Genomic DNA, 25,598 nt, shown 5'->3' with positions numbered 1-25,598 from the left:
CAATGCGTTGCGGTGCCTCATCCGATCGCGGCGATGACCCGATCGATCTCCGCAAATGCCTTGCTCTTCTCGTCAGCCGTCATCAGCGACGCCTCAATCCCGTTGCGAACCAGCGCGACGATCTCGTCGCGACCGAGCCCCAATGCCTCCGACACCGCGCGAAAATTCTGGTTCACGTAGCCGCCGAAATAAGCGGGATCGTCGGAGTTGACGGTCACCACCAGTCCCTTGTCCAGCATTCGCCGCAGCGGATGGTTGGCGAGGTCATCAACCACCTTTAGCCGCAGGTTTGACAGCGGGCACACGGTCAGCGCGGTCTTGTCCCGCGCCAGCCTGCCGACCAGCACCTGGTCTTCCATCGAGCGGATACCGTGGTCGATGCGCCCGACGCCGAGCACGTCGAGCGCTTCCCAGATGTAGCTCGGCGGGCCTTCCTCGCCGGCGTGGGCCGAGAGGAAGAAGCCGGCATCGCGGGCGCGGTTGAAGACGCGCTTGAACTTGCTCGGCGGATGCCCGGCTTCCGATGAATCGAGGCCGACGCCGACGATGCGGTCCCTGAACGCCAGCGCGGCATCCAGCGTCTTCTCGGCATCGGCCTCGTCGAGGTGGCGCAGGAAGCACATGATCAGGCTGGCACGGATGCCCAGCGTTTTTTCGGCATCGACGATGGCGCGATGCAGGCCGTTGATCACGGTGGCGAACGCAACGCCCCTGGAGGTATGGCCCTGCGGATCGAAAAACATTTCGACGTGCACGAGGTTGTCGGCGCGCGCCCGCTCCAGGTAGGCCCACGCCAGATCGTAGAAATCCTGTTCCGTGATCAGGACGGACATGCCCTGATAGTAGATGTCGAGGAAATCCTGCAGGTTCGAAAATTGATAGGCCCGGCGCAACGCCTCGACCGATTCATAGGGCAGCGAAATGCCGTTGCGGTGCGCCAACGCAAACATCAGTTCCGGCTCGAGGCTGCCCTCGATGTGAATGTGCAGTTCGCATTTGGGTAAACACGTGATCAGGGTTTCAATCATGGGCATTTCACCGCGTGTTGCCGGCATGGGCCGCTCCGGGGGGCGAAACAGCGAGCTTGCATATATCATGCCGGCGAATCATAATTTTCATTCGTTTCGCCGGGCACGGGCAGCGATCGCGCGGCCATGAAAGCCAACAATTGCGTTCGGCCCGACGCCGTGAAAAAATGGTTACGCCATTGTGGCGCAGCCGTTCGGGCTATGCCGCTTTTTCCGAATCGGCTTGGAAGTTTTTCGCGGTTCGCCTAACCAGGCTCAGGAAGTTGCGAACCACCGCTGAGGGGTCGCCGCGGCGCGATGCGAGAGTCAGAACGGCCTTCGGTTGCGCGGCGCCCTTGAGCCGACGGTAAGCTACACCGTCCATCGCCATTCGCTGCATGGAAGCCGGCACGACAGAAATGCCAAGTCCGGCGGCGACGAGACCCAGCGCCGATGTGACGCGAGGGGCTTCCTGGCCGAGGCGTGGGCTGAAGCCTGCCTTGAGGCACGCCACAGTCGTCGCGTCATACAGTCCCGGCCCATGTTGGCGCGCGTAGACGATGAAGGTTTCGCCGGCGAGGTCTTTCAATGACAATGCCGCGCGGTCACCGTCGTTCTGAACCAGCGCATGAGCGTTGGGCAAGGCCACCACCATCGGTTCCTCGATCAAGGGGGCGATGACAAGGTGCTCCGGCTCGGCCATGGGCGTTCTTAGAAAGGCTGCGTCCATCTGCTCGTTTCGGAGGCGTATGAGAAGTTCTGGGCTGAGGCACTCTTCCAATGTCAGGCTCACCAGCGGGAAGGCCTCCCGGAACGCGCGGATAACACGCGGCACGAACGGATGAAATGGACCGGTGGGCGTAACGCCTACGCAAAGCCGGCCCTGCTCGCCGCGTGCCGTACGCCGTGTCGAGTCGATTGCCCGCTCGTTATGCGCGAGCATCGCGCGCGCATTATCAAGGAAGACGCGGCCAGCTTCGGTCAACTCGACACCGCGCGCCTTGCGGCGAAAGAGCTGGACGTCAAGTTCGCGCTCGATCGCCTTGATCCGTTGGCTGAGCGGCGGCTGCTGGATCCCGAGGCGCTCCGCGGCCCGCGTGATATGCCCCTCTTCCGCGACGGCGATGAAAAACCGAAGATGCCTCAGCTCCATTGCCATATCCAATTCAATATGATTTTCGCTATTCTCATACTATATCTCGTCTTTCTCGAAAATGGTAATCTGGTCTCTTGGGGAGCATTGACGCCGAGGCAGTGCTGCAACGATGTTCCCTAGAAGCCGGGAGATCCGTCATGAGACTTTTGCGCCGGCAATTTCTGCAGCTCACGGCGGGTGCGGCCTTCGCGCCTATTCTGTCGACGGCTGCGTCGGCGCAAACGTATCCGACGCGGCCGGTGCACGTGATCGTTCCTTACGCAGCCGCCGGTCCGACCGACATCCTGGCGCGCCTCATCGCACAAAAATTGTCCGACCAGCTCGGAAAGACGTTCTACGTCGAGAACATCGGAGGTGCCGGTGGCAATATCGGCATCGGTCAAGGAGCGAGAGCCGCACCCGACGGTTACACCGTCCTTGTGGTTCCGCCAAATATCGTCGTCAATCCAGCCATGTACGATACGGTACCTTACGATCCCTACAAGGACTTCGACCCGGTAACGATTGCCGTTACCTCGCCCACGGTGCTCACGGTCCATCCGTCCCTGGCAGTCCAGACTGTCAAAGATCTCGTTGCATTGATCAAATCCAGTCCCGCCAAATACAGCTTCGCTTCTCCGGGAACCGGGACACCTCCACATCTGATCGGCGAGCACTTCCGTCTGTTGCTCGGCCTCGACCTTGTGCATGTACCCTTCAATAGTGCCGGCTTGGCGGTCGGCTCGACGCTCGCCGGGCATACGCCCATTGCCTTCACCTCGTTGCCGCCGGCCGTGTCGCAGATCACCGAAGGCAAGCTGCGCGCGCTGGCTGTGACGAGCAAGATGCGGTCGCAGGCACTGCCGGAGGTGCCCAGCATGGCGGAGGCCGGCTATCCTGAAGTAGAGGGCGAGGGATGGTTCGCGTTCATCGTTCCGGCCGGAACGCCGAAGGAGATTACCACGCTGCTTCATCGCGAGATCGTCAAGATCATCGCGCTGCCTGACATCAAGGAGAAAATGGCGACGCTTGGCTTCGTGGCGGTCGGCAATACGCCTGACCAGGCTGCTACCCTGTTCAGGACCGAAGGCGCGAAATGGGCAAAGGTCATTCGAGAGGCGGGCATCAAGACCCAGTGATCACGGCCACGCCGTCGGCACCGTGGTCACGACCCGCCGCCGGTTTCTGCGATGAATGCCGCGATCAGTTCCGCCAGTTTCTCCGGCTGGTCTTCCGCCGTAAAGCTGTAGGCGTCGGCGATGGTATCGACCCGGGCGTTCGGCAATCTCAATGCGTAGGCCTGCGCATGCGCGAGCGGAAACACCGGATCCTCCGCGGCCCAGGCCATCAGCACCGGTTTGCGGAAGTCCGCGATCAGCGCGTCGGCGGCGCGCCGCACATGCGTCTCCGACGCCGAGCGCATCGCTTTGGCGATATCGTGCAGGATGCGATCGTCCTCGACCACCGGCAGCGCGTAGCTGTCGAACACGTCATCCGGTATCGGATGTTTCGCCAGCAGCCCGAAGGCTTCCGGGCGCAGCCGGCGCTCGCGGCTGCGCAGCCCCTGCAGCGCGCCCTTGAGAAATTCGACCGACGCCGCCGCCTGGCGCAATCCGGTGAAGGGTGGCGGCGGAAACACGTCGTCCGGCGTCTCGCACGAGGCCAGCACCAGCCGCCCGATCCGCTCGGGGCGGGCGGCAACGCCGACTTGCGAATAGGCGCCGCCGGAATCGTTGCCGACCAGCGTCACGTCGGTGAGCCCGAGCGCCTCGATGACGTCGACAATGATCGCGCCGCAGCCGGGCGGGCTGAGGTCGGCCTCGCGGTCGACCGGGATGCCGTGGGCGCCGAGCGGCAGGTCGAGCGCGATGCAGCGGTAGCGGTCGGCGAGCCGCGCCACCACGTTGCGAAACAGGTTGGCATTGGCGAGCCAGCCATGCGCGAACACGATGGCCGGTCCGGCGCCGCGCTCGAAAACCCTGATGTCGCCGGCCTCGACGCGGACATTTCGGGCGGTGCCGAGCAACGGCGAGCGGTAGAGGTGGGCGGCCATTGGCGCATCGACGGTCATCGGACACTCCCTAATTAGTATACATACTATCTGTATGTTTATGATTGGAACCCCTCCCCTGTCAAGACCGGCGCGGAGCCTATATCGTCGCTGACATGAGCAAGTCAGATGCGCCGGCGCGCAAGAAACCGCGAAAGACCCAGCAAGAGCGCTCGGCCGCCACCACCGCGCTGCTGCTGCGCGCCGCGCGCGACCTGTTCGCGAAAAAAGGATTTGCCGACACCGCGACCGAAGACATCCTCACCGCCGCCGGCGTCACCCGCGGCGCGCTCTACCATCACTTCGACAACAAGGCGGCGCTGTTCCGCGCAGTGTTCGAGCAGGAGGAGGCAGCGCTCACCGCGCGCCTGATGAAGGTCGCCCAGGCCCAGCCCGATGCGCTGGCCGGGCTGCATGCCGGCTGCCGCGCCTTCCTCGAGGCCTGCCTCGACCCGGTGGTGCAGCGGATCGTGTTGCGCGATGCCCGCGCCGTGCTGTCGCTCGACGAGCTGCGCGAGATCGAATCGCGCTACACGCTGGCGGCGCTGCGCAACGGCCTCAGTGGCGCGATCAAAACCGGTGCGATCGCCGAGCGGCCGGTCGACATGCTCGCGCACATGATCCTCGGCGCGCTGTCGGAGGCGGCGATGGCGATCGCGCGGTCGTCGCATCCCAAGAAAGTGCTGAAGGATGCGCTGCGCGAGTTCGATATTCTGATCGACGGCGTGACGGGGCGCGCCGGGTCGGCCAAACCTGCTCCTTGAATGAAGCCCGCTCCCTGAACACGATCGGGTTGTCCTGTGACCTCCGATCTTGACTCGCCATTCACTCTACTTCAAGTTGACTGGACTTCGTAAAGCAATGACAGATGAGGGAGGAATGTCATGCGGCTTCACAGTATTGCGACGGGATTGGCGTTGCTTGGCGCCCTTGCGGTCAGCACCTTCACTGGACAACAGCCGGCAGTCGCCAAGGGCATATGCCCGCTCTATGTCCTCAAGGTTTGCGCGCTGAACCGGGACGGAACGCGCTCGACCTACAACAACGCCTGCTTTGCCCGGCGGGCGCACGCGCGCGTGCTGCACGTTGGCGAATGTTTCGGGTCGTTCTGTCCCTTCATCTACGACCCGGTATGCGCCCGCGATCCACAGGGCTTCCCGCGTACCTATCCGAACCTTTGCCTTTCGGAAAAGGCCGACGCGGTTTTCCTGCGCAAGGGCGACTGTAAATAGCTGAAGGCGCAGGCGTCGCGCAGGCGCTTGAAGCAACGGGACGAGGCGCGATCAGCCCTCGTCCCGCGCCGGGTGATTTATCGACAACGCCTCATGCGGCGTTCGATCAGTCGTCGCCGAACAGCCTGATCCGCGGCGTATCAAGCCTTGCCGGCTCGGCCATGAAGGCCTGCCGCGGCTCGGTCGCGTCGCGGACGCTCTGCTCGACCGCCTCCAGTTCCTGCTCGCGCGGCTGACGAACGCGGCGCTTGTCGGCCCATTGCTGATGACGCTCGGCGCGACGCTTCTCGGTGGCCGCGCGTTTGATGTCGGCGCCGCGCGCTTTGGCGAACGCCTCGCGCGGCGAAGCGGCCGGCTCACGCGCGATCTGGTCGGACGTCGGGGGCGTTGATGCTGCTGGTTGCGCCGCAGCCGCATTATTCGCCTGCTGTTCAACCGGCGGCGTCGCGGCAGGCGGCTCTGTCTGTGCCTGCGGTTGGCCCTGCGCCGGCGCGGCCGCGGCCACCGGCGTTGTCGCCGCGGGTTGCGTGGCGGCAAGATACGGCACCGGTTCCGACGGCGCCGAACTCACCGGAATCGTGCGGTCCGCCATCCGCTGCTCCAGCTTGGTCGGCTCCGCCGCATATTTCGGTTGGTGCGGCGCGACCATATTGGCGAACAGCAATCCGCCGCCAAGACCAGCGGCGATCGCGACCGCCACGGTTCCCACGCCTGCAAAATAGGCTGTCGTTGTGCGCATGGTATCGGCTCCTTGATTCACGCGGGCAACGCGCGGCACAGGGCCGATGTTCCGGGAACTTGGAGCGGAGAAGCATTGGAACCGGCGATGCCTGCGGCCGCCGCAACGCCTCAGATCATCGAGGCGACTTTGTCCAGCCCGATGATGCGGGCGAGCGAGCGCACTTCGCTCTTCTGGTCTTCACGGAGCTGGAACAGCAGCGGCATCGCCGCCGATTTCAACTGCTGGACTTCCTCGGCGTCGGGATCAATCGGCACGCCGGGCGCATTCGGATTGGCCTGGCGGCCGGCGTGGATCTTGCGGGCGACGGCCCGCAATGCGTTCTCGACCGGCGGCCAGTAGGATTCCTGCGAAGAGGAAAGTTTCAGCCGCTCCTTGATCCCGGCGATCTGGATGTCGCTCAGCAGCGCATAATTCTTCTGCGGCTGCGGCTTGGCGGCGGCCTTCGGCTTCGGCGGCACAGCGGTGGCGGGCGCAGGCGCCGCGGAAGGCGCAATCGCCTGCGGCACTCCGAGCGCCTGCGGCACTCCGAGATCGGCCGGCGACGTCGAGGCATAGGCCCGGCGCAGCGATTCGTTCAGCGCAGGGTCGGCCTGCACCGGTTCGGTCTGCACCTGCTCGAACGCGGCCAGCGCCTGGCTAACGACGGCGAGCTTGTCTTTCTTGTTTTCCCGGTTCGCAACCGGGGCCTGAATGCTGGAGGTGGAGGCGGAAGCCAGTTCGAAGCGCGCCAGGGGCACGCTGTCGCGACCGAGAATGCTGGTCGCGGCGGCGCCGACCACGAGAAAGCAGGTCAGCGCGACGATGGTCATGGCTCTGGTCAAAAAGGTCTCCATCCGCCCTTGCCGGTTGCTCGATAACTGAATGGTAATTAAGGCTTTACCATGCCGCCGGGACCATTAGCCCGGCTGCGAAATGCCCGCAATTGCCTCGAAATGATACGGAATCAGGCCGCAACGGCGAGGTCATAGGCCTCCTGGATATCGGCGACGATATCGGAGGCTTCCCAGAGCGCGTCGGGGGCGACCGAGCGCAGGCTGATGGTCCAGTTGCTTTTGCCGGTCCGGGGCATGCTGACGATGTCGAACTCGACGTTGCGGCAGAGCGGATGGCGGTCGAGCGCGCGGGTCACCCGCCACTTGATCTCGTCGAGGGTTGCCGGCGTCTTGGCGAAAAGCTGCTCGAGGTCCAGATCGCGGTCCATGTCGCGCCCTCTTCCGTTGCGGTCAGCCCGGCCGTGGCGGCGGGCCATCCTCTGGGGCTATTGTTGGGGCGGTTTTGGTTAATGGCCGGTTAAACCCGAACGCTGGCCGAGGGCGGCGCGACACATCCCAATGGCGGAAATAACGACATCAGCGACAGCGTCCGGAGCGAAACCGTCGGTTCGCGCCGCGCTACTGGCGGCGCTGGTCATCTCGGCCGTCACGCTTGGCATCGCGACCTTCGAATTATCGATGGCCGACTGGCCGTCGGGCTTTGTGCTGCTGGTGCTGGTGCCGCTGGCGGCGCTGACCTTCATCGGCTGCGGCCTGTGGTCGATGACCCTGCTGCTGCAGATCCGACCTCACGGCGTGAAGTTCGCCGCGCCCGTCCTGGTCTATGCGCTGACGCTCGCCACACTGATCTACGCGCCGCTGCAGGAGATCGCGCTGCAACGGAATTTCGCCTGGCACCGGGCCAGCCGCGAGCGCATCGTGGCCCGGGTCGAGGCCGGCGAACTCAAGCCCAATGTCAATTACAATGAAAACCTGATCGCGCTCGGCGACGGCGAGGCCAACGTTTCCGCCGGGGGTAACGACATCGTCGTCGATCGGATGGAGAAAGGCAGCTATGTGCTGTTCCTGACCTCGCGCGGGCTCAAGCACACTTTCAGCGGCTTCCTGCACGTGCCCGCGGGCGCGGACCCCAAGGACTTCTTCGAGTTCGACGACAAGCCGCCGAGCCGGCTCGTTCGCTACGACAAGGACTGGTACTTCGTGGCGAACTAGGCTGTGTGCCAATAAGCTTTGAGCCAGGGCGTGTACTCATAAATCGAGGTTCGTGAGCGAGCTCGACCCATGTCCGCTATGCGGCGTATTGCAGACTCAAACCGGGCATCGCCTCATCCATTCTCTCGGCAGCGAGTCAACGAGCCGGCCGCAGGTATCTCCATCTGAAGCACGCCGCCAGACCTCCCACATGCGATGATGCGAACTTCTGTTTCAGATCACTAGCGCTGGACATCACAGGGTGCTCCGTCAAAGCGAACGCGCGCGGCATGGATCTCGGAATAACGACGGTCGGCCCAATCGATGAGGCTCGCCATCGGGTCCAGCAGGGATTGGCCTAGCGGGGAAAGGCAATATTCAACGCTCGGCGGCTTGGTCGGAAAGACATGGCGGGTGATAAGTCCGTCGCGCTCCAAGTCGCGCAGCGTCTGGGTGAGCATGCGCTTGGAGATGTCGCGGATGGCTCTGTGAAGCTCGCTGAAGCGCTGCGGTCGCGTCGCGAGGGTCATGATCATGAGTATGCTCCATTTGTCGCCGATGCAGTCGAGCACGTCGCGCACTGGGCAATGTACGGAGTCTACTGACTGGGCGTCGTCCGATTGATATCGGCTGAATCGCTCGATCGCTCTCAATGCGTCGCTCATGCGGGTTCCCTTTTTCTCTCCTGGTTACAAAAACCTGCCTCCTTACGGTGCAGGTCTAAGGTCTTTATATGAGACCTACCCTAGAATGTAGACCATCTAGCACCGGGAGAATACGCATGTTTCTAGTTATGGGAATTACAGGAAAAGTCGGCGGCGCAACGGCCAGGCATCTGTTGGCTCACGGCAAGAGGGTCCGCGCGCTGGTCCGCAGTCGCGAGAAGGCGGCGGACTGGATCGACCAGGGCGTCGAACTGGTGGACGGCGACTGGAACGACACGGCAGCGATCGAGCGGGCGCTCGACGGCGTCGACGGCGCGTTTGTCATGCTGCCGGCAAACTGGGCCCCCTCGCCGGATTTCAAGGAAGCCAAGGCCGTCATCGCGAACTATGTCGAGGTGCTGACCAAGGCAGCGCCGCCGCGTGTGGTCGCACTCTCGTCGATGGGGGCGAACCGGACCAGCGGGCTGGGAATGATCACCGCCCTGTCGCTGCTGGAGCAAGGCTTTCGCGACTTGGCGTCGCCGGTCGCTGTCGTGCGCGCCGGCGGATTCTTCGAGAACTTCCTTTACGGCCTGCACGTCGCCCAGGGCGGCACGCTCCCAGTTTACTACAATCCGACCAGCCGGAAATCGACGATGGTCGCGACGAACGACATTGGTGCCGAGGTGGCGACGCTGCTGACCGGGCCGGCGTGGTCGCGGCATCGCGTCATCGAACTTGGTTCGATGGTCAGCGCGGATGAAGTCGCAGCGCAACTGGGCGATGTCATGCAGCGCGAAGTCAGGGCCTTCGCCGTCCCGCGGGCCGAGTGGCCGGCTGCGTTCGAGCAGTTTGGCATCCCGAAGGGCCAAACCGGACCGGCGGAAGCGATGTTCGAGGCCGTTAACGCGGGCTGGATGGACCTCGGCGTCGCCGGCACGGAGCACGTCGCCGGCACAACGCTTCCCCGCGATGTCTTGGCGGCGGCCCAGAAGGCCGCCACGGCGTAGGTCCGCGGATCAGCGATGAGATGCGACTTTCGGACCTGCTCCGGAAATTCGCATCTCCTTCGGAATGAATGCGTCGCGGCCGGTCGTCTGTTGGCGCGACCACACAGGTCCTCCGCGGTGCCCTGTCAGAAAAGGTCGGACAAATGTCAAAGATTTCCTGGCGCCAAGTCTCGGCCTTGGCACTTGCAGCTTTCTTCGTCGTGGGATCGCTCAGCAACATCTTCGCCCTTGGGTCTATCTACGAGGAATATCTGCGGTGGGGATACCCGCACTGGTTCCATTTCGTGACCGGATTGCTGGAACTCACGACCGCCGTTCTGCTGGCGCAGGCACGCACGCGGCTGTGGGGCTCGGCGCTCGGCTGCACCGTGATGTTGGCGGCGCTCGCGACCGTTACCCTCCACGGCGAATACGGGCACGGGGTGCCGCCGCTTATCGCGGCGACACTATCAATAGCCGTCGGCTGGATCTCCTGGCGGAAGCCGCTCCCCGGTTCGGCATGACGGTCGCCACTGGAGGCCGAGGGAATGTCCGCGTGCGAGCGTTCACGGGTGAAAATCTCAACATCGGGTCTAGCGGATTTTTCTGGCTCAGCCATTCGGTTGCAGGAACGCGCCGTATTGCTTGCTCGCGGCAACAGCAGCCGCGGCCTGTCCAATGACGCGCATCGCCGCCATCATGGGCCACGGCCCGAGACTCACCCGCCGAACACCGACGCAAGCGAGATCCGGGATTTCGGGAACACCCTGCGTCACCATGATGTTGACCGGCAAAGGCGTGAGTTGAACGAACTTCTCGATTAGCGCGAGATCGCTGAGGCCGGGTACAAAAATTCCATCCGCGCCGGCGTCGGCATAGACCTTGGCACGCCTTGCCGCTTCATCCAGGCATTCATTCGGTGATCCGAATTTCAGCAGAAACGGATCAGTTCTCGCATTGATGAACAGACGAATTCCGAATTGCTGCGCAGCGTCCCGTACAGCCTTGATCTTCGCCGCATGCTGTTCGGGATGGACGAGTTGCCGTTTTCCCGCGGACAGCCCGTCTTCGATATTGATGCCGATGGCGCCGGCCTTCAAAATCTCGGTCGCCGACCTCGCGGCGGCGTCCGGGGTGTCGCCATATCCGGCCTCCAGATCGATCGATACTGGAACCGGCACAGCCGCGGTTAGCCGCGCCACCAGACCTGTCACCACTTCGAGCGGGACATGTTCTCCGTCCGCGTATCCGAGTGCCGACGCGACCGCCCCGCTGCTGGTGGCTACGGCCTGGGCAGTCTTCGCAATGGCTTTGGCGGTGGCGACATCCCAGGCGTTGAACAGGACGAGCGGGTCGCCCTTGCTGTGAAGACCGTGAAATGTCTCGGCGTATTGCTGCTGTGTCTTGAGGTCCATTGCGCGCTCCTGATCAGATAACTTGAAAGATGTTGTGACCGCCCTGTGCGCTCAGTCGGGCGCGTGCGTCTTGAACCAGTCCATGATCAGACCGGTGACTTCGGCCTCACGCTCGAGGTGGGGGAAATGCCCGACGTCGGGCAGGACGATCCGCTGATGCGGCCCCTTGAAGAGCGGCTCTTCCTTCATCGAATACCGCGCCGTCGGATCGTTACCGCCGTAAATCGTCAACGTCGGCGTATGCATGTCGACGATCGGCAGCCTGCCCGCAACTCCCGCATCGACCAGGCCATTGTAGTATTTCAGCGCCGCCTTCATGGTGCCGGGAGAACTGAGCGTCTCCTTGACCGAGCGGATATGCTCGTCGTTCTCAAAGGTCGGCGACCACAACTTCCAAAGGTAGTCGACGAAGGGAAGCCCCTCGATGTTGACCGCCGAGTGAGCGCCAGGCACCGTAAAGAAATAGACATGGAAGACGGATCGAACGGCATCGGGATCGCTCCTGAGGCTCGCGACTGTGATCGGGTGCGCGGTGTTCATGACCACCGCAGCCTTGATCGCGGAGGGCGCCGTGGACAGCACCTGAAACGTCGACGTGCCGCCCCAATCCATGCCGACGACGCACGCTTGTCCGTCATCGCTCAGCGCCGCGATCAGCGCTTCGAGATCCTTGCCCAATGCGATCGGATCGAAGATCCCGTCCGCCGGAATCTCGGTCGGCGCATAGCCGCGCAGGAACGGCGCGACCGCGCGATAGCCCGCATCGGCGAACACCTGCAGTTGCTTTCGGTATGACCAGGCGTTGTCGGGAAAGCCATGCATGAACATGACAAGCGGCCCTTCCCCCTGTTCGAGGTAGGCAAACCGCACGCCATTGGCCTGCACGTATTTCAGGGCGGGTTCACGGCCGGCGGTGTCAGAAGTCTTTAATGCGGTGCTCTGGGTCATTCGCAGTTCTCCATGTCTCTTCGTGGTCAAGCCGCGCGTGAAAGCCGCCGGGATCGATGCCACCGGGGCCTCGTGCCTAGACCGTTCGGATCTCATCATCGCATCGTTGGCCCAATATGTGCGCTGCGCACATATCTGGTCAAGTTGTTTTTTGTGCGCAGCGCACATATTATTCACCGCATGGAAAACGGAATCGCGAATTTGCTGGGGGCGCTGTCGCTCGCCGTCATGGATCGGATCGAGCAGGGAGCGCGCGAGGTCATAGGCCGCGGCGGCGAGACGCCTGCGGCCCTCGTCGTCATCGGATACGGCCAGGGCATGACCAACGACAAGCTGCGGCGGATCCTCGGCCTGTCACATTCAGGAACGGTCCGGCTGGTGGACCGTCTGGTGTCGGATCATCTTGTCGAACGCCGTCCGGGAAAGGATGGCCGGGAGGTCGCCCTGTACTTGACGGCCAAGGGCGCTGCGACCCGGAACGATCTGATGGATTCCCGGATTTCAGCCGTTGCGTCACTTCTGGATGTGCTGTCGCCGGCTGAGACGAAACGACTTGGAACGCTGATACGCGAGTTGCTGGCAAAGCAGGACACTTCCGAACTGGATCGCTTCACGATCTGCCGGATGTGCGACGACAGCGTCTGTACGAATTGCCCGCTGCCCACGACCAAGGGCCAACAGAACCGCTAGATTCTTGCGCTAGACTCTCGCGCTGCTTGCGACCTGCGAGCTGCCGCCGCCGATTGCGCCAAGCGCGATCCCGCCGATGATCAAGGTCATCGCGAGAAACAGCGACGGCTCCAGCGGCTCGCCCAGAAGCACCGTCGCGCTGACGATCCCGAGCAGCGGCGTTGCCAATAGGCACAGCGAGGTGGTGACGGCCGGCAGGCTGCGGTTGACCATCGTCATCGCCCAATTCGCGAACGCCGTGCAGACAATCCCGCTGTAGAGCATCAACGCGGCAAGCCGCGGTGTCCAGGCGATATGCGGCGCGCCTTCAGTGAACCACGCCAGGACCGATAGCAAGGCAGCCGCCAGCAACACCTGCCAGAATACCAGCTGAAACGGCGTCGAAATCCAGCGGTGCGCCCTGACATAGACGATGTTGCCGGCCCAGCAGAACGCCGCGATCAGGATCAGGCCGCTGCCATACAGCGCGTTGCGGTCGCTCCAGTTCAAGGTGGCGGGATTGAAGATCACGGCAAGGCCGGCGATGCCACAACCGATGCCGATCGCACGCCTCGCCGAAATCGCTTCCGACAGGAATATGGACGCCCCGATCGCGACCCAGATCGGCGTCGTATAGCCGAGCACGATCGCCCGGCCCGCCGGCACGAATTGCAGCCCGGCCGCGACCAGTGCGGAAAACGCCACCAGGTGCAGGACCGAGGTACAGAGCACCACCGGCATGTCGCCGCGTTTCGGGATGATGAAATCGCCTTGCGCCCACAACAACGGCGCTAGGCCCGCGGCCGCGATCATGCAGCGGATCGCCGTCGCCCATAGCGGCGGCATCTCGTGCACGATCGTCCGGGTCACCGGCCAGTTGGTGCCCCAGGCAAACACGACCAGCGCAAGCAGCCCCGCCGCGCCCCGGGTTGAAAGTCCACCGCTCATATCGCGTTTAACGTCCTTCACCATTTTGACCCGCATTGCCTAGCGCCCAAACTGGCCCTAACAAAAGAACCAGTTCGGAAAAAATATGGGGGCCAGTTATGGACGACCTGCTGCCGGGAATGCTGCATCTCATACGCGACGGCAGCGAGACGCTGATGCGCCAGCTCACCGACCAGTTGCGGCTGCTGATCACCGGCGGACGTCTCGCGCCGGGCCAGCGCCTGCCGTCGAGCCGGCAACTGGCGCAGGCGCTCGACTTGTCGCGCAACACCGTCTCGTTTGCGATCGAGCAACTCGCGGCTGAAGGCTATGTCAGCCTTTCGACCGGACGCCGGCCGCAGGTCGCCGAAGGTCTGTCGCTCGATGGCGGCAAAGCGGCGTCGAAAGGCGGCCGCCCGCCGGCCGAGCGTCTGCTGCTATCGTCGTGGGCGCGCGGACTGCAGCGGGCAAACTGGCCGCCGGTCTACAACGTCAGGCCGCGGCCATTCCAGCCCGGGCTCGCCGACGAACGGGAGTTTCCGCACGAGCTGTGGAGCCGTTGCCTGCGGCGCGCCGCGCGCAACGCGCTGTCACGCCGGGACCGCGCCATCAACCATCCACCGTTGCAGGAAGCGCTGCTGTCGCATCTGGCCGTTCATCGCGGCGTCAAGGCCAAACCCTGTCAGATCCTGATCGTGCCGACCGCGCAGGCCGGACTTGCCATGATCGCCAACGCACTGCTGCAGCGCGGCGACCATGCCTGGATCGAAAGCCCCGGCTATGGCGGTGCCCATGTCGCGTTGCGGGCGGCCGGCGCCGTCGTGTCAGCGATCCCGCTCGACGAACACGGCATCACGCTTCGCGCGCACAAACATGCACCGCGGCTGATCTTCGTCACCCCGTCGCACCAATATCCGACCGCGCGGATGATGCCGATCGGCCGCCGGCTCGAACTCATTCGCTACGCCGACACGGTCGGCGCCTCTGTTATCGAAGACGACTATGACGGCGAATTTCATTACGAGGCGCGCCCGGTCGCCGCCCTGCAGGGGCTGGCGCCGTCGGGCCGCACCTTCTATCTCGGCACTTTTTCGAAATCGACCTATGCCGACATTCGCCTCGGCTATGTCGTGGTGCCCGAGCCGCTGGTCGCGACATTCGAGCTGGCGCAGCGCCACATGGGACTGCTGACGCCGCTCACGACGCAGGATGCGCTGGCCGAGTTCATCGCCTCAGGCGCCTATCTCGCCCATCTGCGCCGGATGACGCGGCTCTACAAGGTCAGGCGCGACCGCATGCTGCAGGCGCTCGCGACCGAAGCCGGCGACCGGCTCACGGTCGAAGTGCCCGCCGGCGGCATGCAGCTGCTGGCGCGGTGCCGTACGTCCGTGAACGACCAGCATCTCGCGGCAAGGCTGCGCGAAGCCGGGGTGATCAGCCGCCCGCTGTCGAGTTTGTTTTTCCACAAGACCAGGGAGCAGGGTTTGTTTCTCGGCTTCGCTGCGTGGAATGACGAGGAGATCGATCAGGCCGCGCGCATTCTGGGGCGGATCGTCCGCTGAATGCGCTACCGCAGGCGTAGATCTGCCGCCCGGTACTCCGACAACGTCCGCGCGATCATCTCGTCGACCGACAGCACCTCGGTAACACCCGACGTCGAGTGCCCTCCGCTCCAGATATCCTTCCAGCGTTTCGGGCGGCTTTCGCGGGCGCCGATGTCGATGTCCTTGCCGATGTCGATGGCGCCGCGCGCCGGCAGATCGTCGGGGTCGAGGCCGGCGGCTTCGATCGAGGGCCGCAACATGTTGGTCTGCAGCCCCGTGAACGCCGTGGTCAGCAAAATATCGTCGGCGCTGCTCGCAACCAGCATGTCCTTGTATCTCGGATCCGCCATGCTCTCGCGGGTCGCGATGAACTTGGTGCCCATGTAAGCGAGGTCGCAGCCGAGCGCCTGGGCGGCGCGCAGCGCGTGACCGTCGCTGATGCCGCCGGCGAGCACCAGCGGACCGTTGAAGAACGCCCGCACTGCGCGCACGAACACGAACGGATTGAGCCAGCCGGTCTGGCCACCCGCCCCCGCCGTCAGCAGCACCAGCCCGTCGGCGCCGGCCGCCGCCGCGCGCTCGGCGTGGCGGATCGAGGCGACATCGGCGAACACGATCGCGCCGGCATCGTGCAACGGCTTCAGCACCGGCGCTGGAGAACCGACCGACGTAATCACCATCTCCGGTCTGTGGCGCAACAACACCTGCAGATCCTGCTCCAGCCGCGCATTGGAGCGATGCACGATCAGATTCGCGCAGATCGGCGCCGCGGATTTTCCGGTTTCGTCGGAATGCCGGCGTAATCGGCTTTCGATCTCGCTCAACCATTCGTCGAGCTGCTCGGGGCTGCGGCAATTCACCGTCGGGAATGAGCCGATCACGCCGTTGCGGCATGCGGCTACCACGAGCTCGACGCCGGAAACGAGAAACATCGGGGCTGCGATCAGCGGCAGGCTGAGACGGTCGCGAAATCGCGAAAGCGGATCGATGGTTGGCAAGGTGTTTCTTCCCGGCTTTGTTGTGCTAGCGTCTCTTGGTTTTGACGCGTTTTCTTCCCGCGAACCGGTATCCACTTCGCTCGAAAACGCTATGCTCCAACATTGGCACGGGCTAACGCCAATTACAAAACACCCGGGAGGGATCAGGATGAGCAATCCGCTCTATGCGTTTCCGACGACATGCGAACAGACCCTGCGGGCGTTGGCGCGCTACCCGTCGCGCACGGCGTTCAGTTGGCCGGGCGGATCCATCACCTATCAGGGCACCACCGACATGATCGGCCGTATGCAGGCCGTGTTCACGAAATTCGGCTTCGCGCCCGGCACCCGCGTCGCCTTTCTCACCGCCAACCGCGCCGACACCTGGTGCGCCGGCGTCGCCGCGCAATTGGCGCGGCTGTCGATCACCTGGCTGCATCCGATGGGTTCGCTGGACGACCAACTGTTCCAGCTCGAGGATTCCGAAGCGCAGATGCTGATCGTCGACGGCGTCACCTTTCGCGACCGCGGCGGCGAACTCGCCGCCAAAGCCACCTGCCTGAAGACCGTATTCACACTCGGCCCGGCCTCTTACGGCGCGGACCTGCTCGCGGCGATCGAGGCCGTCGGCAGCGCCACCGCGCGCTCGTTCGCCGGGCCTGACGACATCGCCACACTGAACTACACTGGCGGCACCACCGGCAAATCCAAGGGCACAGTGCGCCATCACCGCGAATTGGGCGGCTTCGCCAACGCGATCCTGGCCGATTTCGAAATTCCGGACACGCCGCGCTACCTCACGGTGGCGCCGATCAGCCATGTCGCGGGGACAAAAGTGCTGCCGACCCTGATGCGCGGCGGCACCGTGCACATGCTGAAAGGCTTCGATCCCGAGGCGGTGTTCAAGACCATCGAACGCGAAAAGATCAATTTCACCCTGTTCGTGCCGACCATGATCTACGTGATGCTCGATCATCCGGCGCTCGACAAGACCGATCTCTCCTCGCTCGAACTGCTGCTGTATGGCGCGTCCGCGATGTCGCCGAGCCGGCTGGTCGAAGGCATCGAACGGATCGGCCCGGTGTTCTCGCAGCTCTACGGCCAGACCGAATGCTATCCGGTGTCGGTGCTGCGCAAGGCCGATCACGATCCCAAGACGCCGGAACTGTTTTTGTCCTGCGGTTTCCCGATCGCGGCCTGCGAGGTCAGGATACTGGACGACAACGACCAGGAAGTCGCGATGGGCGACGCCGGCGAGATCTGCGTGCGCGCGACCCATGTGATGGCCGAATACTGGAAGCGGCCGGAACAGACCGCCGAAACCCTCAAGAGCGGCTGGCTGCACACCGGCGACATCGCGCGCAAGGACGAGCGCGGCTACATGTTCATCCTTGACCGCAAGAAGGACATGATCGTCTCCGGCGGCTTCAACATCTTCCCGCGCGAGGTCGAGGATGTGTTGTCGCAACATGCCGACGTCGCGATGGTCGCCGTGGTCGGCGTGCCCGACGACAAGTGGGGCGAAGCCGTTACCGCGGTGGTCGTGCTGCGCGAAGGCGCGCGGCCGAACGAGCAGGAGCTGATCAACCTCGTGAAGGCGCGCAAGGGTTCGACGCATGCGCCCAAGCAGATCAAGTTTGTCACGGAGTTGCCGATGACCGGCGTCGGCAAGGTCGACAAGAAGGTGCTGAAAGCCGGCTTCTGGACCGGCCGCGACCGGATGGTGGGATAGGCGCACAGCCATCGCCGTCATGCCCGGCCTTGTGCCGGGCATCCACGTCTTGGCGCAAAGGCAGTCGTGGATGGCCGGGTCACCTAGCGCGAAGACGCGCTTCGCGCTTCTGCCCGGCCATGACGGAAAATGACGTGACGCCTCAGCCGGCCATACGGCGTTGGGAAGCCGCCTTCGACTTCTCGAAATCGTTGGGGACCTCGATATCGACTTCCAGGGTCGAGACGGTCTTGCCGCGATCGAGCCGGACGATCACCTTTTCCGGATCGAGCGTGACGTGCTTCGACACCACGGCGAGGATTTCCTCGCGCAGCGTCGCCAGCAGATCGGGCTGGCCGAGCAGCCCGCGCTCATGCGCCAGCAGGATCTGCAGCCGCTCCCGGGCGACAGGCGCGGACGTATCACGGCCGCCGAACAGCCGCAGCAATCTCATATTCATGCGGCCCTCCGTCCCAGCAAGCGGTCCATGAAGCCCTTGCGCTCGACCGGCACCACCATGGCGAGTTCCTCGCCCATCAGGCGTCGCGCGGCATCGACATAGGCGCGGGCCGGCGCGCTGTCGGCATTGTTCAGCGTCACCGGCGAGCCAACGTTGGACGCTTTCAGCACGTCCTGGCTCTCGGGAATGATGCCGAGCAAGGGAGTGGCGAGGATTTCGAGAATGTCGTCGATGGTGAGCATCTCGCCGCGCGCCGCGCGAGCTGCGTCGTAGCGGGTGATCAGGATGTGCTTCTTGACCCGCTCACCCTTCTCCGCCTTCACGGTCTTGGAATCGAGCATGCCGATGATGCGGTCGGAGTCGCGCACCGAGGAGACTTCCGGATTGGTGACGATGACGGCCTCGTCGGCGTAGCGCATCGCGAGCGTGGCGCCCCGCTCGATACCGGCCGGGCTGTCGCACAGGATCCAGTCGAACCGGGCCGAGAGCTCGGCGATGATGCGGCCGACGCCCTCGTCGGTCAGCGCGTCCTTGTCGCGGGTTTGCGAGGCCGGCAGCAGCCACAGATTTTCCAGACGTTTGTCGCGGATCAGCGCCTGCGGCAGCTTGGCGACGCCCTGCACGACGTTGATGAGGTCGAACACCACGCGGCGTTCGGCTCCCATCACCAAATCGAGGTTGCGCAGGCCGACGTCGAAATCGACGACGACGACGCTTTGACCGCTCTGCGCCAGCGCCGCACCGAGGGCTGCCGTGGAGGTGGTCTTTCCGACGCCACCCTTGCCGGATGTAACGACCAGGACTTTGGCCATACGTGATCTCCTTGCGCGTTAATTCAGCGGGGTAATTTTCATGGTGTCGCCCTGCAGCCAGGCCTGCGCCGGGCGGTTGCGCAGCGACGGGTCGATTTCTTCCGCGGTCTGATAATAACCGTCGATGGCGAGCAGCTCCGCCTCGATCTTCTGACAATAAATCCGTGCAGCCGAATTGCCGTTGACGCCGGCCATCGCGCGGCCGCGCAGCGTGCCGTAGATATGGATCGATCCGCCGGCGACGATCTCGGCGCCGGAACCGACCGAGCCCAGCACAGTGACGTCGCCCTCGGTAAAGACGATCGACTGGCCGGAACGCACCGGGCTGTCGAGCAACAGCGAGGTCGGCTTCGGCTTGGGTTCTTCCCGGGGCTCTTCGGCCTTTGCCGGTTCGCTTCGCGTGATCACGCAGGCCCGGCCGCCGGTCAAAAGCGGCGGCATGCCGGTCGACAGCCGGCTTTCGTCGACGCCCTCGACGCCGAGAACGCGAATGCCGCGCTCGTCGAGGCTGCCGAGGAGATGAGAGATCGCCGACGTGGAGAGATCGACGGCAGCAAGGTCGAGCACGATCGGCTTGCCGACGAAATAGCCCGGCGAGCGCGCCAGCGTGGCGTCGATTTCCGAAAGCCATTCGACGATCGGCACGACGGGGCTGAACACGAACGCGACATAGGACCGGCCGCGCAGCCGGACCAGTTGACGCGTGGGATCCGTTCGGACGTCCATGTGTTCGACTCGCCTTTCTTATTGAATGGTTAAGAAGAGACGAACTTGGTTAACGAGTGATTAATATCCACCGGGGGCGCGCGCGATGGCAGAAAATCCGGCGGAGATGCGGCCGTTTTTCAATTCGCACCGGAAAACAAGCCGGCATGCTGAATGAGGCCTTCACCATATCGCGTCAAAGTGGTGAAGCAAAAATCACTCACTTTGGTCACGATTTGAACCAAGATTCGTCACCGCGCAGTTCCATCAAAAACAGGTGAACTCTCGGAATATCCCCGATAGTTCATTCCGTTAGGTCAGCGGACAATTGCCGGGGGACGGGCAATGGAAGCGGTGGGAAGCGTGTCATCGCGGGACTTGATCCCGCAGACTGGCGCCGTCCGGAATGGACGTAGCGCCCGCGCCTTTGACTCAAATTTTCAGACCAAGTTTAGCGGTTGGTGGAGAGCCAGGGTGGAATCATGGCACCGCTCCTCGAAGCAACCTGATCGTTCGTCGCGTAACCAGTCCAGTATCATGAGGAGTAAGCGTATGAGTGCCCTGAGTGAACAAGAACACCTCAATCCCCGCGATCCCCGCTACTATGCTCCGCGCTGGTTGCGTGAAAAATCCGGTTCCCGGCCGATGAAGGAAGCCGCACCGGATACACCGTTCTCGCCGGCCTCGTTCGATTCCCAGCTCGAGGGCGCGGTATCCAACGCGCTGCGCCATCCGCATCCGCTCGATCCCGAGGTCATGCAGGAGCCCGGCTATCCGAACGAGCTGGATTCGCGCAGGGCGCTGCGCAGCATCACGGTGCGGTTCGCCGCCGCGGTCGGCGTCTCCGCTTTGGTGGCGCTGTTCTTCGTCGTCGCCGTGCCGGCGTCGCGACAGGCCGATGGCGAAGCATCCGGTCCTTCCGGGATCGTGCAGTCGATCAAGACCGCCTTGTTCCAGTCCGGTGAGGCCAACTCCGCGCCGCCGGCGGCGACTGCTCCCGCGGCTGCACCCACAAATGCAGCGGCCGCTGCACCCAGCGATTTCAAGGCCCTTCTGTCCTCGGCTCAAGCCAACGCGCCGGCGCCAAAGGGTCAGTCCGGCCAGTTGCTCAAGCAGTTCATGCAATGGGGTCAGAAGCCTGCTCCCACAGCGCCATAGCGCTGCCTGCAAGAAATCCAGACGGAGGAAGTAAAATGCCAGCGCCGATCCAGTTCTCACGGAGTATGCCATGACCTCGCGCAGGATATGGCTGCTGCTGGCCGCCGTGCTGTCCGGCACATCAGCCGCCGGCGCCGGCGACAACACCGACATCGTGCGCGATCTCGCTATACGCGTCGGACCGGTGATCGGTTCGGCACTGGCCTGCCGCGACATCGCACGGCCCCGTATTCAGGCCGTGGTCGAGAAATTCGCGGTCGTGATCCGCGACGCCTCGGCAAACGAAGCAGAACGCTCCGACCTCAGCCAAGTGCTCGATCGCAGCGTCAACGACGGCCGCGCCGCGGTGACGGCAGGAAAGATCGATTGCAAGGTCGCCGACCGTCAGCTCGCCGATCTCGAACGCTCGGTCGCAGGTCCGAGCCTGTCCAGCGTGATCGGGCCATCCAGCGCCGCCGCCGCCACCTCGATTGCGTCGGTATCGGCCGGTCCGTTGCCACGCGGAATCAGCGACAAGGAAATCCGTTTTGGCATCGCCGCCCCATTCTCCGGCTCCGCCCGCGAGCTCGGACGCCAGATGAAGCTCGGCATCGATACCGCCTTCAACAGGGTCAACGATGCCGGCGGCGTCGACGGCCGGATGCTCAAGCTGTTTGCCGCCGATGACGGCTATGAGCCCTCGCGCACCGGCGAGGCCATGAAGCTGCTCACCGAAAAGGACCAGGTGTTCGGCATCATCGGCAACGTCGGAACGCCGACGGCTGCGGTGGCGATCCCCTATGCGCTCGAACGCCGGATGCTGTTTTTCGGCGCATTCACCGGCTCAAACATTCTGCGCAACGATCCGCCGGATCGCTATGTTTTCAACTATCGCGCCAGCTACGCCGAGGAAACCGACGCCGTCGTCCGCTACCTGGTCAGGTTACGCAAGCTGCAACCCCGCCAGATCGCAGTGTTCGCGCAGCAGGATTCCTACGGTGATGCCGGGTTCGCCGGTGTGGCCAAGGCGTTTCGCGCGCTCGGCATCAGCGACGCGTCGATCGTGCGGCTCAACTACGCGCGAAACACCGTCGATGTGGACGAAGCCGTCAACCAGTTGAAGATTCAAAAGCCGGCGATCAAGGCTGTCGTGATGGTCGCGACCTATCGGGCCGCGGCACGTTTCATCGAAAAGACCCGAGATCTCTATCCGGCGATGATCTATTCCAACGTCTCGTTCGTCGGCAGTACGGCGCTGGCCGACGAATTGAAGCTGTTGGGGCCGCGCTACGCCAACGGCGTCATCGTCACCCAGGTGGTGCCGGCGGTGGCGGGCTATTCATCGGCGGTGCTCGAATACAAGAATGCGCTCGCCAAGTACTTTCCCGGCGAGGCGCCCGACTACGTTTCGCTGGAGGGCTATGTCGCCGCCAACGTCCTGATCCAGGCGATCAAGCGCACCGGGCCGCAGCTCGACACCGAAAGGCTGATCGACACGCTGGAGACGACGCGCAACCTCGATCTCGGCCTTGGAACTCAGCTCGGCTTCGGCCGTTCCGAGCACCAGGCCTCGCACAAGATCTGGGGCACGGCGCTGGACGAAAGCGCCCGCTATCAGCCGCTCGAGCTGGAATAGCCGTCGGTTCGCGTAAACGCGTCAAACAGAAGAGGTGAGCCCGGTTCTGATTCAATCAGATCCGGGCTCTATCGCTTTTCGATCACCAGGCTCTGCACCGCGCGGCCGAAATAGCCGCGCGCGTCCGCCAGCCGCGCCATCGCCAGCCCCGCGCCATCGGGGCCGATCCAGGATTCCGCGTCGAGCAGGATCCAGTCGCCGACCGGCTGGCGCGCGAAATTCACGGTGAGATCGGCGTTGAGAAACGTCCACTGCTGGAAATTCAGCACCGCCGAGGTGCCGTTGGAGAAATCCGCGGCGATCATCGCGCGCATCGCCTGCGAAATCGCAGCCCCCTCCACGATCGGCCGGTCCGCGCGATACCAGATCGCGCCGGGGCCCGGCACGCCGAATTTTCCGCGCGTGGCGCGCAGCGACATCCCGGTCACGAACGGGCTGGAGGAGAAATCGACGTCCTCGACCGGTGACTGATCAGGTCCCGGCAGGTCGACCGGCAGGATATCGGCCTCGGGCGGCAATTCATTTGCCTGCACCTTGATTTTCAGCACGGTCGCAGCGACCACGACGACGCCGTTCGCCGACAGCCTGACCGCGCAGAGCTGGATCTTGCGTCCCTCGCGCAAGACCTCGCTCTCGATCGTCAGCGGCGCCACCGGCACCGGGCGCAGCAGATCGACGGTCACCCGTGCGATCCGCATCTCGGTTGGTGTCGGGATTTTCTCCGCCGCCCAGACCACCAGCGCCGCCGGCGGCGAGCCGTGCTGCATGCTCGGGTCCCACGGCCCGGCCGCGTTGGGGCTGGTGACGACGTCGTTGCCGTCGACGCGAAAGATGGCGTCCATCAATGAGGGGTCCTGCTGGCTGTCCATATTCGCTTCTTGCCTGCTCGACCGGCGGGAGTCGAGGGTGCGGCAGGGTCGCCCACAGGCGTCATCCAGGCGTCTTGTCAGGTCGTGTTGGCAAGCTCCGCGGCAATGATCGCGCCCAGCGCCATATCGCTCTGTTGCCCGAAGCCGTGATGCACGATGCGGCCCGAGCGCCCGATCACAATACTGGTCGGCGTCCCCTGCATGCCATATCGCCCCATCGTGACCGGGATCGGCATATCCTCCGACGCTTCATCGACGCCGATCGGAAAGGTCAGCCGGTATTCATGGATGAACGCCTCCAGCGATACCGGCGTCATGGCGGCGTGATGTTCGAATACCGTGTGCAGGCCGATCACCTGAAGGTCCGAATTCTTGAACAGGTCGAAGGCGCGCTGCGTCTGCGGCGTGCCGTGCGCGACGCATCCCGGACACAGCATCTGGAATGCGTGCAGCAGAACCGGCCGGCCTCGTAGTGCCGACAACGTCAGGGGCTCGGAGGTGTTGAACCAGCGCGACACCGCGATTTCGGGAGCGAGACTCACGGGCTTATCTCCTCCGTCAGGTCAACGTCGTGCCGCGTTGAGGACGATGGCCGGCTCGGTCACGCCGCGGGCTCGTAGAACAGCACGACATTGCCATTGGCGAAGGGGCGCGATTTGGCGAGCTTCATCGGCAGCTTGCGCTGGACGCCTTCGAACAACGTCCGGCCCTGGCCCACGACGAGCGGATTGAGCACGATCTGGTACTCGTCGATCAACCCGGCTTCGGCCAATTGCGCGACGACGCTGCCGCTTCCCATCAGCACGATATCAGCACCCGCCCGCTGCTTCAGCTTGCGGACTTCCGCGGCCAGGTCGCCCTTCAACAGCGTGGTGTTGTTCCAGGTCACTTGCGCCAGCGTCGTGGAGCATACGAATTTCGGTAAGGCATTGAGCCGCTCGGCGACGACAGGATTGCTCTGCAACGCAGCTTGCGTCGACCAGAAACCTGCCATCAATTCGTAGGTTATCCGGCCGAACAAGAGTTGACCACCGCCGCTGGCGTTCTCCTTCACGAAGGCCTGCCATTCCGGATCCTGCTTGTGGGCCCAGCTCATGTCGCCCTTGGCGTCCGTGAAAAATCCGTCGAGCGACATCGAATTGTAAACAACCAGTTTTGGCATGCTCAGCTTCCTTGTTTGAATATGCGGTCGAACATTCGCGCGCGTTACCGATCACTTCACTTCGGACAGGTGTTCCCCGGCGCCCTCCAGCCAGCGCAGCGATCCCGGCGTCGTCAGCATCTCGCCGGATTCGAGCAGCGTCTTCAGTCCGGAGAGGATCATCGGCCAGCCGCCATAGAGCTGATCGTTGGCGCCTTCGCGCAATTGATCATGGGTGACCGTGAGGCGGCAGGAATCGCCGATGGGCACGATCTCCCAGGTGACCCGCGACGTGCCCTCGGCCTTGACGTCGTCGCCCCAGACCGCGCGAAAGTTCTGCACCAGCCGGCGCGGCGGATCGACTTCCAGATTCTCGCCCTCGAAGATCAGGTTGCCATGGCCGCGACCCTCGTAGCGTGAACCCTTTGCCCAGTCCGATGTGACGATGGCGCCGAAGGTATATTTGCTGCGCATCTCGGTGTCGGTGATGGCGTGCCAGAGACGCTCGGGCGTCGTCTTGATGTAGATCTCGAAAACCTTCTCCATCGTCTTCTCCATGTCGCGCTTGAGGTCGCTCAGTCCGGCAGCCCAAGGCTCGGCGTATTTGCTCACCCAGCGATCGTGGACGAGCCGAATCGGAACCGGGTTCAGAAAGTGCAGCTTCTCGCGGCCGCGCCGTTTGCTGACGACGAGGCCGGCCTCCTCCAGCACCTTGAGATGTTTCATCACCCCAAAGCGTGTCATCGGCAGCCGCTCCTCCAGCGCGCTCAACGTCTGTCCGTCCTGGCGGAACAGTTCGTCGAGCAGGCTTCGGCGGGTCGGGTCCGCGAGGGCCCTGAACACAGCATCCATGCGTCAACCATAGGTGACCATTCAGTCACCTG

29 protein-coding genes are annotated in these 25,598 nt (G+C 63.7%); 11 read left to right on the top strand and 18 right to left on the bottom strand.

The annotated features are described in order from the left end of the window. Positions 1-17: 17 nt before the first annotated feature. Positions 18-1,055, bottom strand: coding sequence for an adenosine deaminase (locus BLS26_RS22310; protein ID WP_244541656.1), 1,038 nt, complete (start codon positions 1,053-1,055; stop codon positions 18-20). Between the two features lie 172 nt (positions 1,056-1,227). Further along, positions 1,228-2,166 (bottom strand): LysR substrate-binding domain-containing protein, encoded by a 939-nt coding sequence (locus tag BLS26_RS22305; protein ID WP_092514683.1) that lies wholly within the window; start codon positions 2,164-2,166, stop codon positions 1,228-1,230. 134 nt (positions 2,167-2,300) lie between these two features. Here BLS26_RS22305 and BLS26_RS22300 point away from each other — a divergent pair, with 134 nt between their 5' ends. After that, positions 2,301-3,281 (top strand): tripartite tricarboxylate transporter substrate binding protein, encoded by a 981-nt coding sequence (locus BLS26_RS22300; RefSeq protein ID WP_092514681.1) that lies wholly within the window; start codon positions 2,301-2,303, stop codon positions 3,279-3,281. A 26-nt stretch (positions 3,282-3,307) separates the two neighbouring features. Here BLS26_RS22300 and BLS26_RS22295 read toward each other — a convergent pair whose 3' ends face one another. After that, positions 3,308-4,213 (bottom strand): alpha/beta fold hydrolase, encoded by a 906-nt coding sequence (locus tag BLS26_RS22295; protein ID WP_092514679.1) that lies wholly within the window; start codon positions 4,211-4,213, stop codon positions 3,308-3,310. Positions 4,214-4,308: 95 nt separating this feature from the next. Between BLS26_RS22295 and BLS26_RS22290 the strand changes: the two genes are divergently transcribed. After that, positions 4,309-4,956, top strand: coding sequence for a TetR/AcrR family transcriptional regulator (locus BLS26_RS22290; RefSeq protein ID WP_092514677.1), 648 nt, complete (start codon positions 4,309-4,311; stop codon positions 4,954-4,956). Positions 4,957-5,076: 120 nt separating this feature from the next. Further along, positions 5,077-5,424 (top strand): Kazal-type serine protease inhibitor domain-containing protein, encoded by a 348-nt coding sequence (locus BLS26_RS22285; protein WP_092514675.1) that lies wholly within the window; start codon positions 5,077-5,079, stop codon positions 5,422-5,424. Between the two features lie 106 nt (positions 5,425-5,530). Here BLS26_RS22285 and BLS26_RS22280 read toward each other — a convergent pair whose 3' ends face one another. From BLS26_RS22280 to BLS26_RS22270, 3 genes are all read right to left on the bottom strand, one after another. Next, positions 5,531-6,163, bottom strand: a complete 633-nt coding sequence (locus BLS26_RS22280) for a hypothetical protein (protein WP_092518389.1) — start codon at positions 6,161-6,163, stop codon at positions 5,531-5,533. 110 nt (positions 6,164-6,273) lie between these two features. Further along, the gene (locus BLS26_RS22275; protein ID WP_092518388.1) at positions 6,274-6,987 is read right to left on the bottom strand and encodes a hypothetical protein; all 714 of its coding nucleotides are present in this window, start codon (positions 6,985-6,987) and stop codon (positions 6,274-6,276) included. A 122-nt stretch (positions 6,988-7,109) separates the two neighbouring features. Next, a complete protein-coding gene (locus BLS26_RS22270; protein WP_371360655.1) occupies positions 7,110-7,367 on the bottom strand; it encodes a hypothetical protein in 258 nt (85 codons plus the stop codon). Positions 7,368-7,497: 130 nt separating this feature from the next. Between BLS26_RS22270 and BLS26_RS22265 the strand changes: the two genes are divergently transcribed. Next, on the top strand, positions 7,498-8,151 hold the full coding sequence (locus BLS26_RS22265; protein WP_092514674.1) for a hypothetical protein: 654 nt from the start codon (positions 7,498-7,500) through the stop codon (positions 8,149-8,151). Between the two features lie 221 nt (positions 8,152-8,372). On the opposite strand, the gene BLS26_RS22260 is transcribed toward BLS26_RS22265, so the two are convergent. Further along, on the bottom strand, positions 8,373-8,795 hold the full coding sequence (locus BLS26_RS22260) for a helix-turn-helix domain-containing protein (protein WP_092514673.1): 423 nt from the start codon (positions 8,793-8,795) through the stop codon (positions 8,373-8,375). A gap of 116 nt (positions 8,796-8,911) precedes the next feature. On the opposite strand from BLS26_RS22260, the gene BLS26_RS22255 reads away from it, so the two are divergent. Together BLS26_RS22255 and BLS26_RS22250 are read left to right on the top strand one after the other, a co-directional pair. Next, positions 8,912-9,784, top strand: a complete 873-nt coding sequence (locus BLS26_RS22255) for an NmrA family NAD(P)-binding protein (RefSeq protein WP_092514672.1) — start codon at positions 8,912-8,914, stop codon at positions 9,782-9,784. Between the two features lie 143 nt (positions 9,785-9,927). Continuing rightward, a complete protein-coding gene (locus BLS26_RS22250; RefSeq protein ID WP_092518384.1) occupies positions 9,928-10,287 on the top strand; it encodes a DoxX family protein in 360 nt (119 codons plus the stop codon). A gap of 87 nt (positions 10,288-10,374) precedes the next feature. Here BLS26_RS22250 and BLS26_RS22245 read toward each other — a convergent pair whose 3' ends face one another. Together BLS26_RS22245 and BLS26_RS22240 are read right to left on the bottom strand one after the other, a co-directional pair. Then, complete coding sequence (locus BLS26_RS22245; protein ID WP_092514671.1) at positions 10,375-11,178, bottom strand: isocitrate lyase/phosphoenolpyruvate mutase family protein; 804 nt, start codon at positions 11,176-11,178, stop codon at positions 10,375-10,377. A gap of 51 nt (positions 11,179-11,229) precedes the next feature. Beyond that, positions 11,230-12,126 (bottom strand): alpha/beta fold hydrolase, encoded by an 897-nt coding sequence (locus BLS26_RS22240; protein WP_092514670.1) that lies wholly within the window; start codon positions 12,124-12,126, stop codon positions 11,230-11,232. Positions 12,127-12,138: 12 nt separating this feature from the next. Between BLS26_RS22240 and BLS26_RS22235 the strand changes: the two genes are divergently transcribed. Beyond that, entirely contained in the window at positions 12,139-12,816 is a 678-nt protein-coding gene (locus tag BLS26_RS22235) for a MarR family winged helix-turn-helix transcriptional regulator (protein WP_244541655.1), read from the top strand. 9 nt (positions 12,817-12,825) lie between these two features. Here the strand turns inward: BLS26_RS22235 and BLS26_RS22230 are convergent, their stop codons facing one another. Then, the gene (locus BLS26_RS22230; RefSeq protein ID WP_244541654.1) at positions 12,826-13,779 is read right to left on the bottom strand and encodes a DMT family transporter; all 954 of its coding nucleotides are present in this window, start codon (positions 13,777-13,779) and stop codon (positions 12,826-12,828) included. Positions 13,780-13,841: 62 nt separating this feature from the next. Between BLS26_RS22230 and BLS26_RS22225 the strand changes: the two genes are divergently transcribed. Beyond that, positions 13,842-15,284: a PLP-dependent aminotransferase family protein gene (locus BLS26_RS22225; protein ID WP_092514667.1), complete on the top strand. Its 1,443-nt coding sequence runs from the start codon at positions 13,842-13,844 to the stop codon at positions 15,282-15,284. Between the two features lie 5 nt (positions 15,285-15,289). On the opposite strand, the gene BLS26_RS22220 is transcribed toward BLS26_RS22225, so the two are convergent. After that, positions 15,290-16,264 (bottom strand): nitronate monooxygenase family protein, encoded by a 975-nt coding sequence (locus BLS26_RS22220; protein ID WP_244541653.1) that lies wholly within the window; start codon positions 16,262-16,264, stop codon positions 15,290-15,292. 148 nt (positions 16,265-16,412) lie between these two features. On the opposite strand from BLS26_RS22220, the gene BLS26_RS22215 reads away from it, so the two are divergent. Beyond that, positions 16,413-17,975: an AMP-binding protein gene (locus tag BLS26_RS22215; protein WP_092514666.1), complete on the top strand. Its 1,563-nt coding sequence runs from the start codon at positions 16,413-16,415 to the stop codon at positions 17,973-17,975. A gap of 142 nt (positions 17,976-18,117) precedes the next feature. Here the strand turns inward: BLS26_RS22215 and minE are convergent, their stop codons facing one another. From minE to minC, 3 genes are read right to left on the bottom strand one after another with little or no spacing between them, the layout of a single operon-like run. Next, a complete protein-coding gene (minE, locus tag BLS26_RS22210) occupies positions 18,118-18,414 on the bottom strand; it encodes a cell division topological specificity factor MinE (RefSeq protein ID WP_092514657.1) in 297 nt (98 codons plus the stop codon). Beyond that, positions 18,411-19,226, bottom strand: a complete 816-nt coding sequence (gene minD / locus BLS26_RS22205) for a septum site-determining protein MinD (protein ID WP_092514655.1) — start codon at positions 19,224-19,226, stop codon at positions 18,411-18,413. Before minD ends, minE begins: the two co-directional genes overlap by 4 nt. A gap of 18 nt (positions 19,227-19,244) precedes the next feature. After that, a complete protein-coding gene (gene minC / locus BLS26_RS22200) occupies positions 19,245-19,952 on the bottom strand; it encodes a septum site-determining protein MinC (RefSeq protein ID WP_092514654.1) in 708 nt (235 codons plus the stop codon). A 531-nt stretch (positions 19,953-20,483) separates the two neighbouring features. Between minC and BLS26_RS22195 the strand changes: the two genes are divergently transcribed. Together BLS26_RS22195 and BLS26_RS22190 are read left to right on the top strand one after the other, a co-directional pair. After that, the gene (locus tag BLS26_RS22195; protein WP_157676547.1) at positions 20,484-21,089 is read left to right on the top strand and encodes a hypothetical protein; all 606 of its coding nucleotides are present in this window, start codon (positions 20,484-20,486) and stop codon (positions 21,087-21,089) included. Between the two features lie 70 nt (positions 21,090-21,159). After that, positions 21,160-22,704 (top strand): ABC transporter substrate-binding protein, encoded by a 1,545-nt coding sequence (locus tag BLS26_RS22190; protein ID WP_244541652.1) that lies wholly within the window; start codon positions 21,160-21,162, stop codon positions 22,702-22,704. A gap of 68 nt (positions 22,705-22,772) precedes the next feature. Here BLS26_RS22190 and BLS26_RS22185 read toward each other — a convergent pair whose 3' ends face one another. The 4 genes from BLS26_RS22185 to BLS26_RS37295 all read right to left on the bottom strand — a co-directional run bounded on the left by BLS26_RS22185 (position 22,773) and on the right by BLS26_RS37295 (position 25,566). Further along, positions 22,773-23,546 (bottom strand): thioesterase family protein, encoded by a 774-nt coding sequence (locus tag BLS26_RS22185; protein ID WP_092514652.1) that lies wholly within the window; start codon positions 23,544-23,546, stop codon positions 22,773-22,775. A 104-nt stretch (positions 23,547-23,650) separates the two neighbouring features. Next, positions 23,651-24,115, bottom strand: coding sequence for a peroxiredoxin (locus tag BLS26_RS22180; RefSeq protein WP_092514651.1), 465 nt, complete (start codon positions 24,113-24,115; stop codon positions 23,651-23,653). A 59-nt stretch (positions 24,116-24,174) separates the two neighbouring features. Further along, positions 24,175-24,735, bottom strand: coding sequence for a dihydrofolate reductase family protein (locus BLS26_RS22175; protein WP_092514650.1), 561 nt, complete (start codon positions 24,733-24,735; stop codon positions 24,175-24,177). A gap of 51 nt (positions 24,736-24,786) precedes the next feature. After that, positions 24,787-25,566: a metalloregulator ArsR/SmtB family transcription factor gene (locus BLS26_RS37295; RefSeq protein WP_092514649.1), complete on the bottom strand. Its 780-nt coding sequence runs from the start codon at positions 25,564-25,566 to the stop codon at positions 24,787-24,789. Positions 25,567-25,598 lie beyond the last annotated feature (32 nt).

It is taken from the genome of Afipia sp. GAS231, from assembly GCF_900103365.1.
Lineage (GTDB): Bacteria > Pseudomonadota > Alphaproteobacteria > Rhizobiales > Xanthobacteraceae > Bradyrhizobium.
The sequence above is the reverse complement of the archived record's forward strand: the minus strand, read 5'-3'. Positions and strand labels throughout refer to the sequence as shown.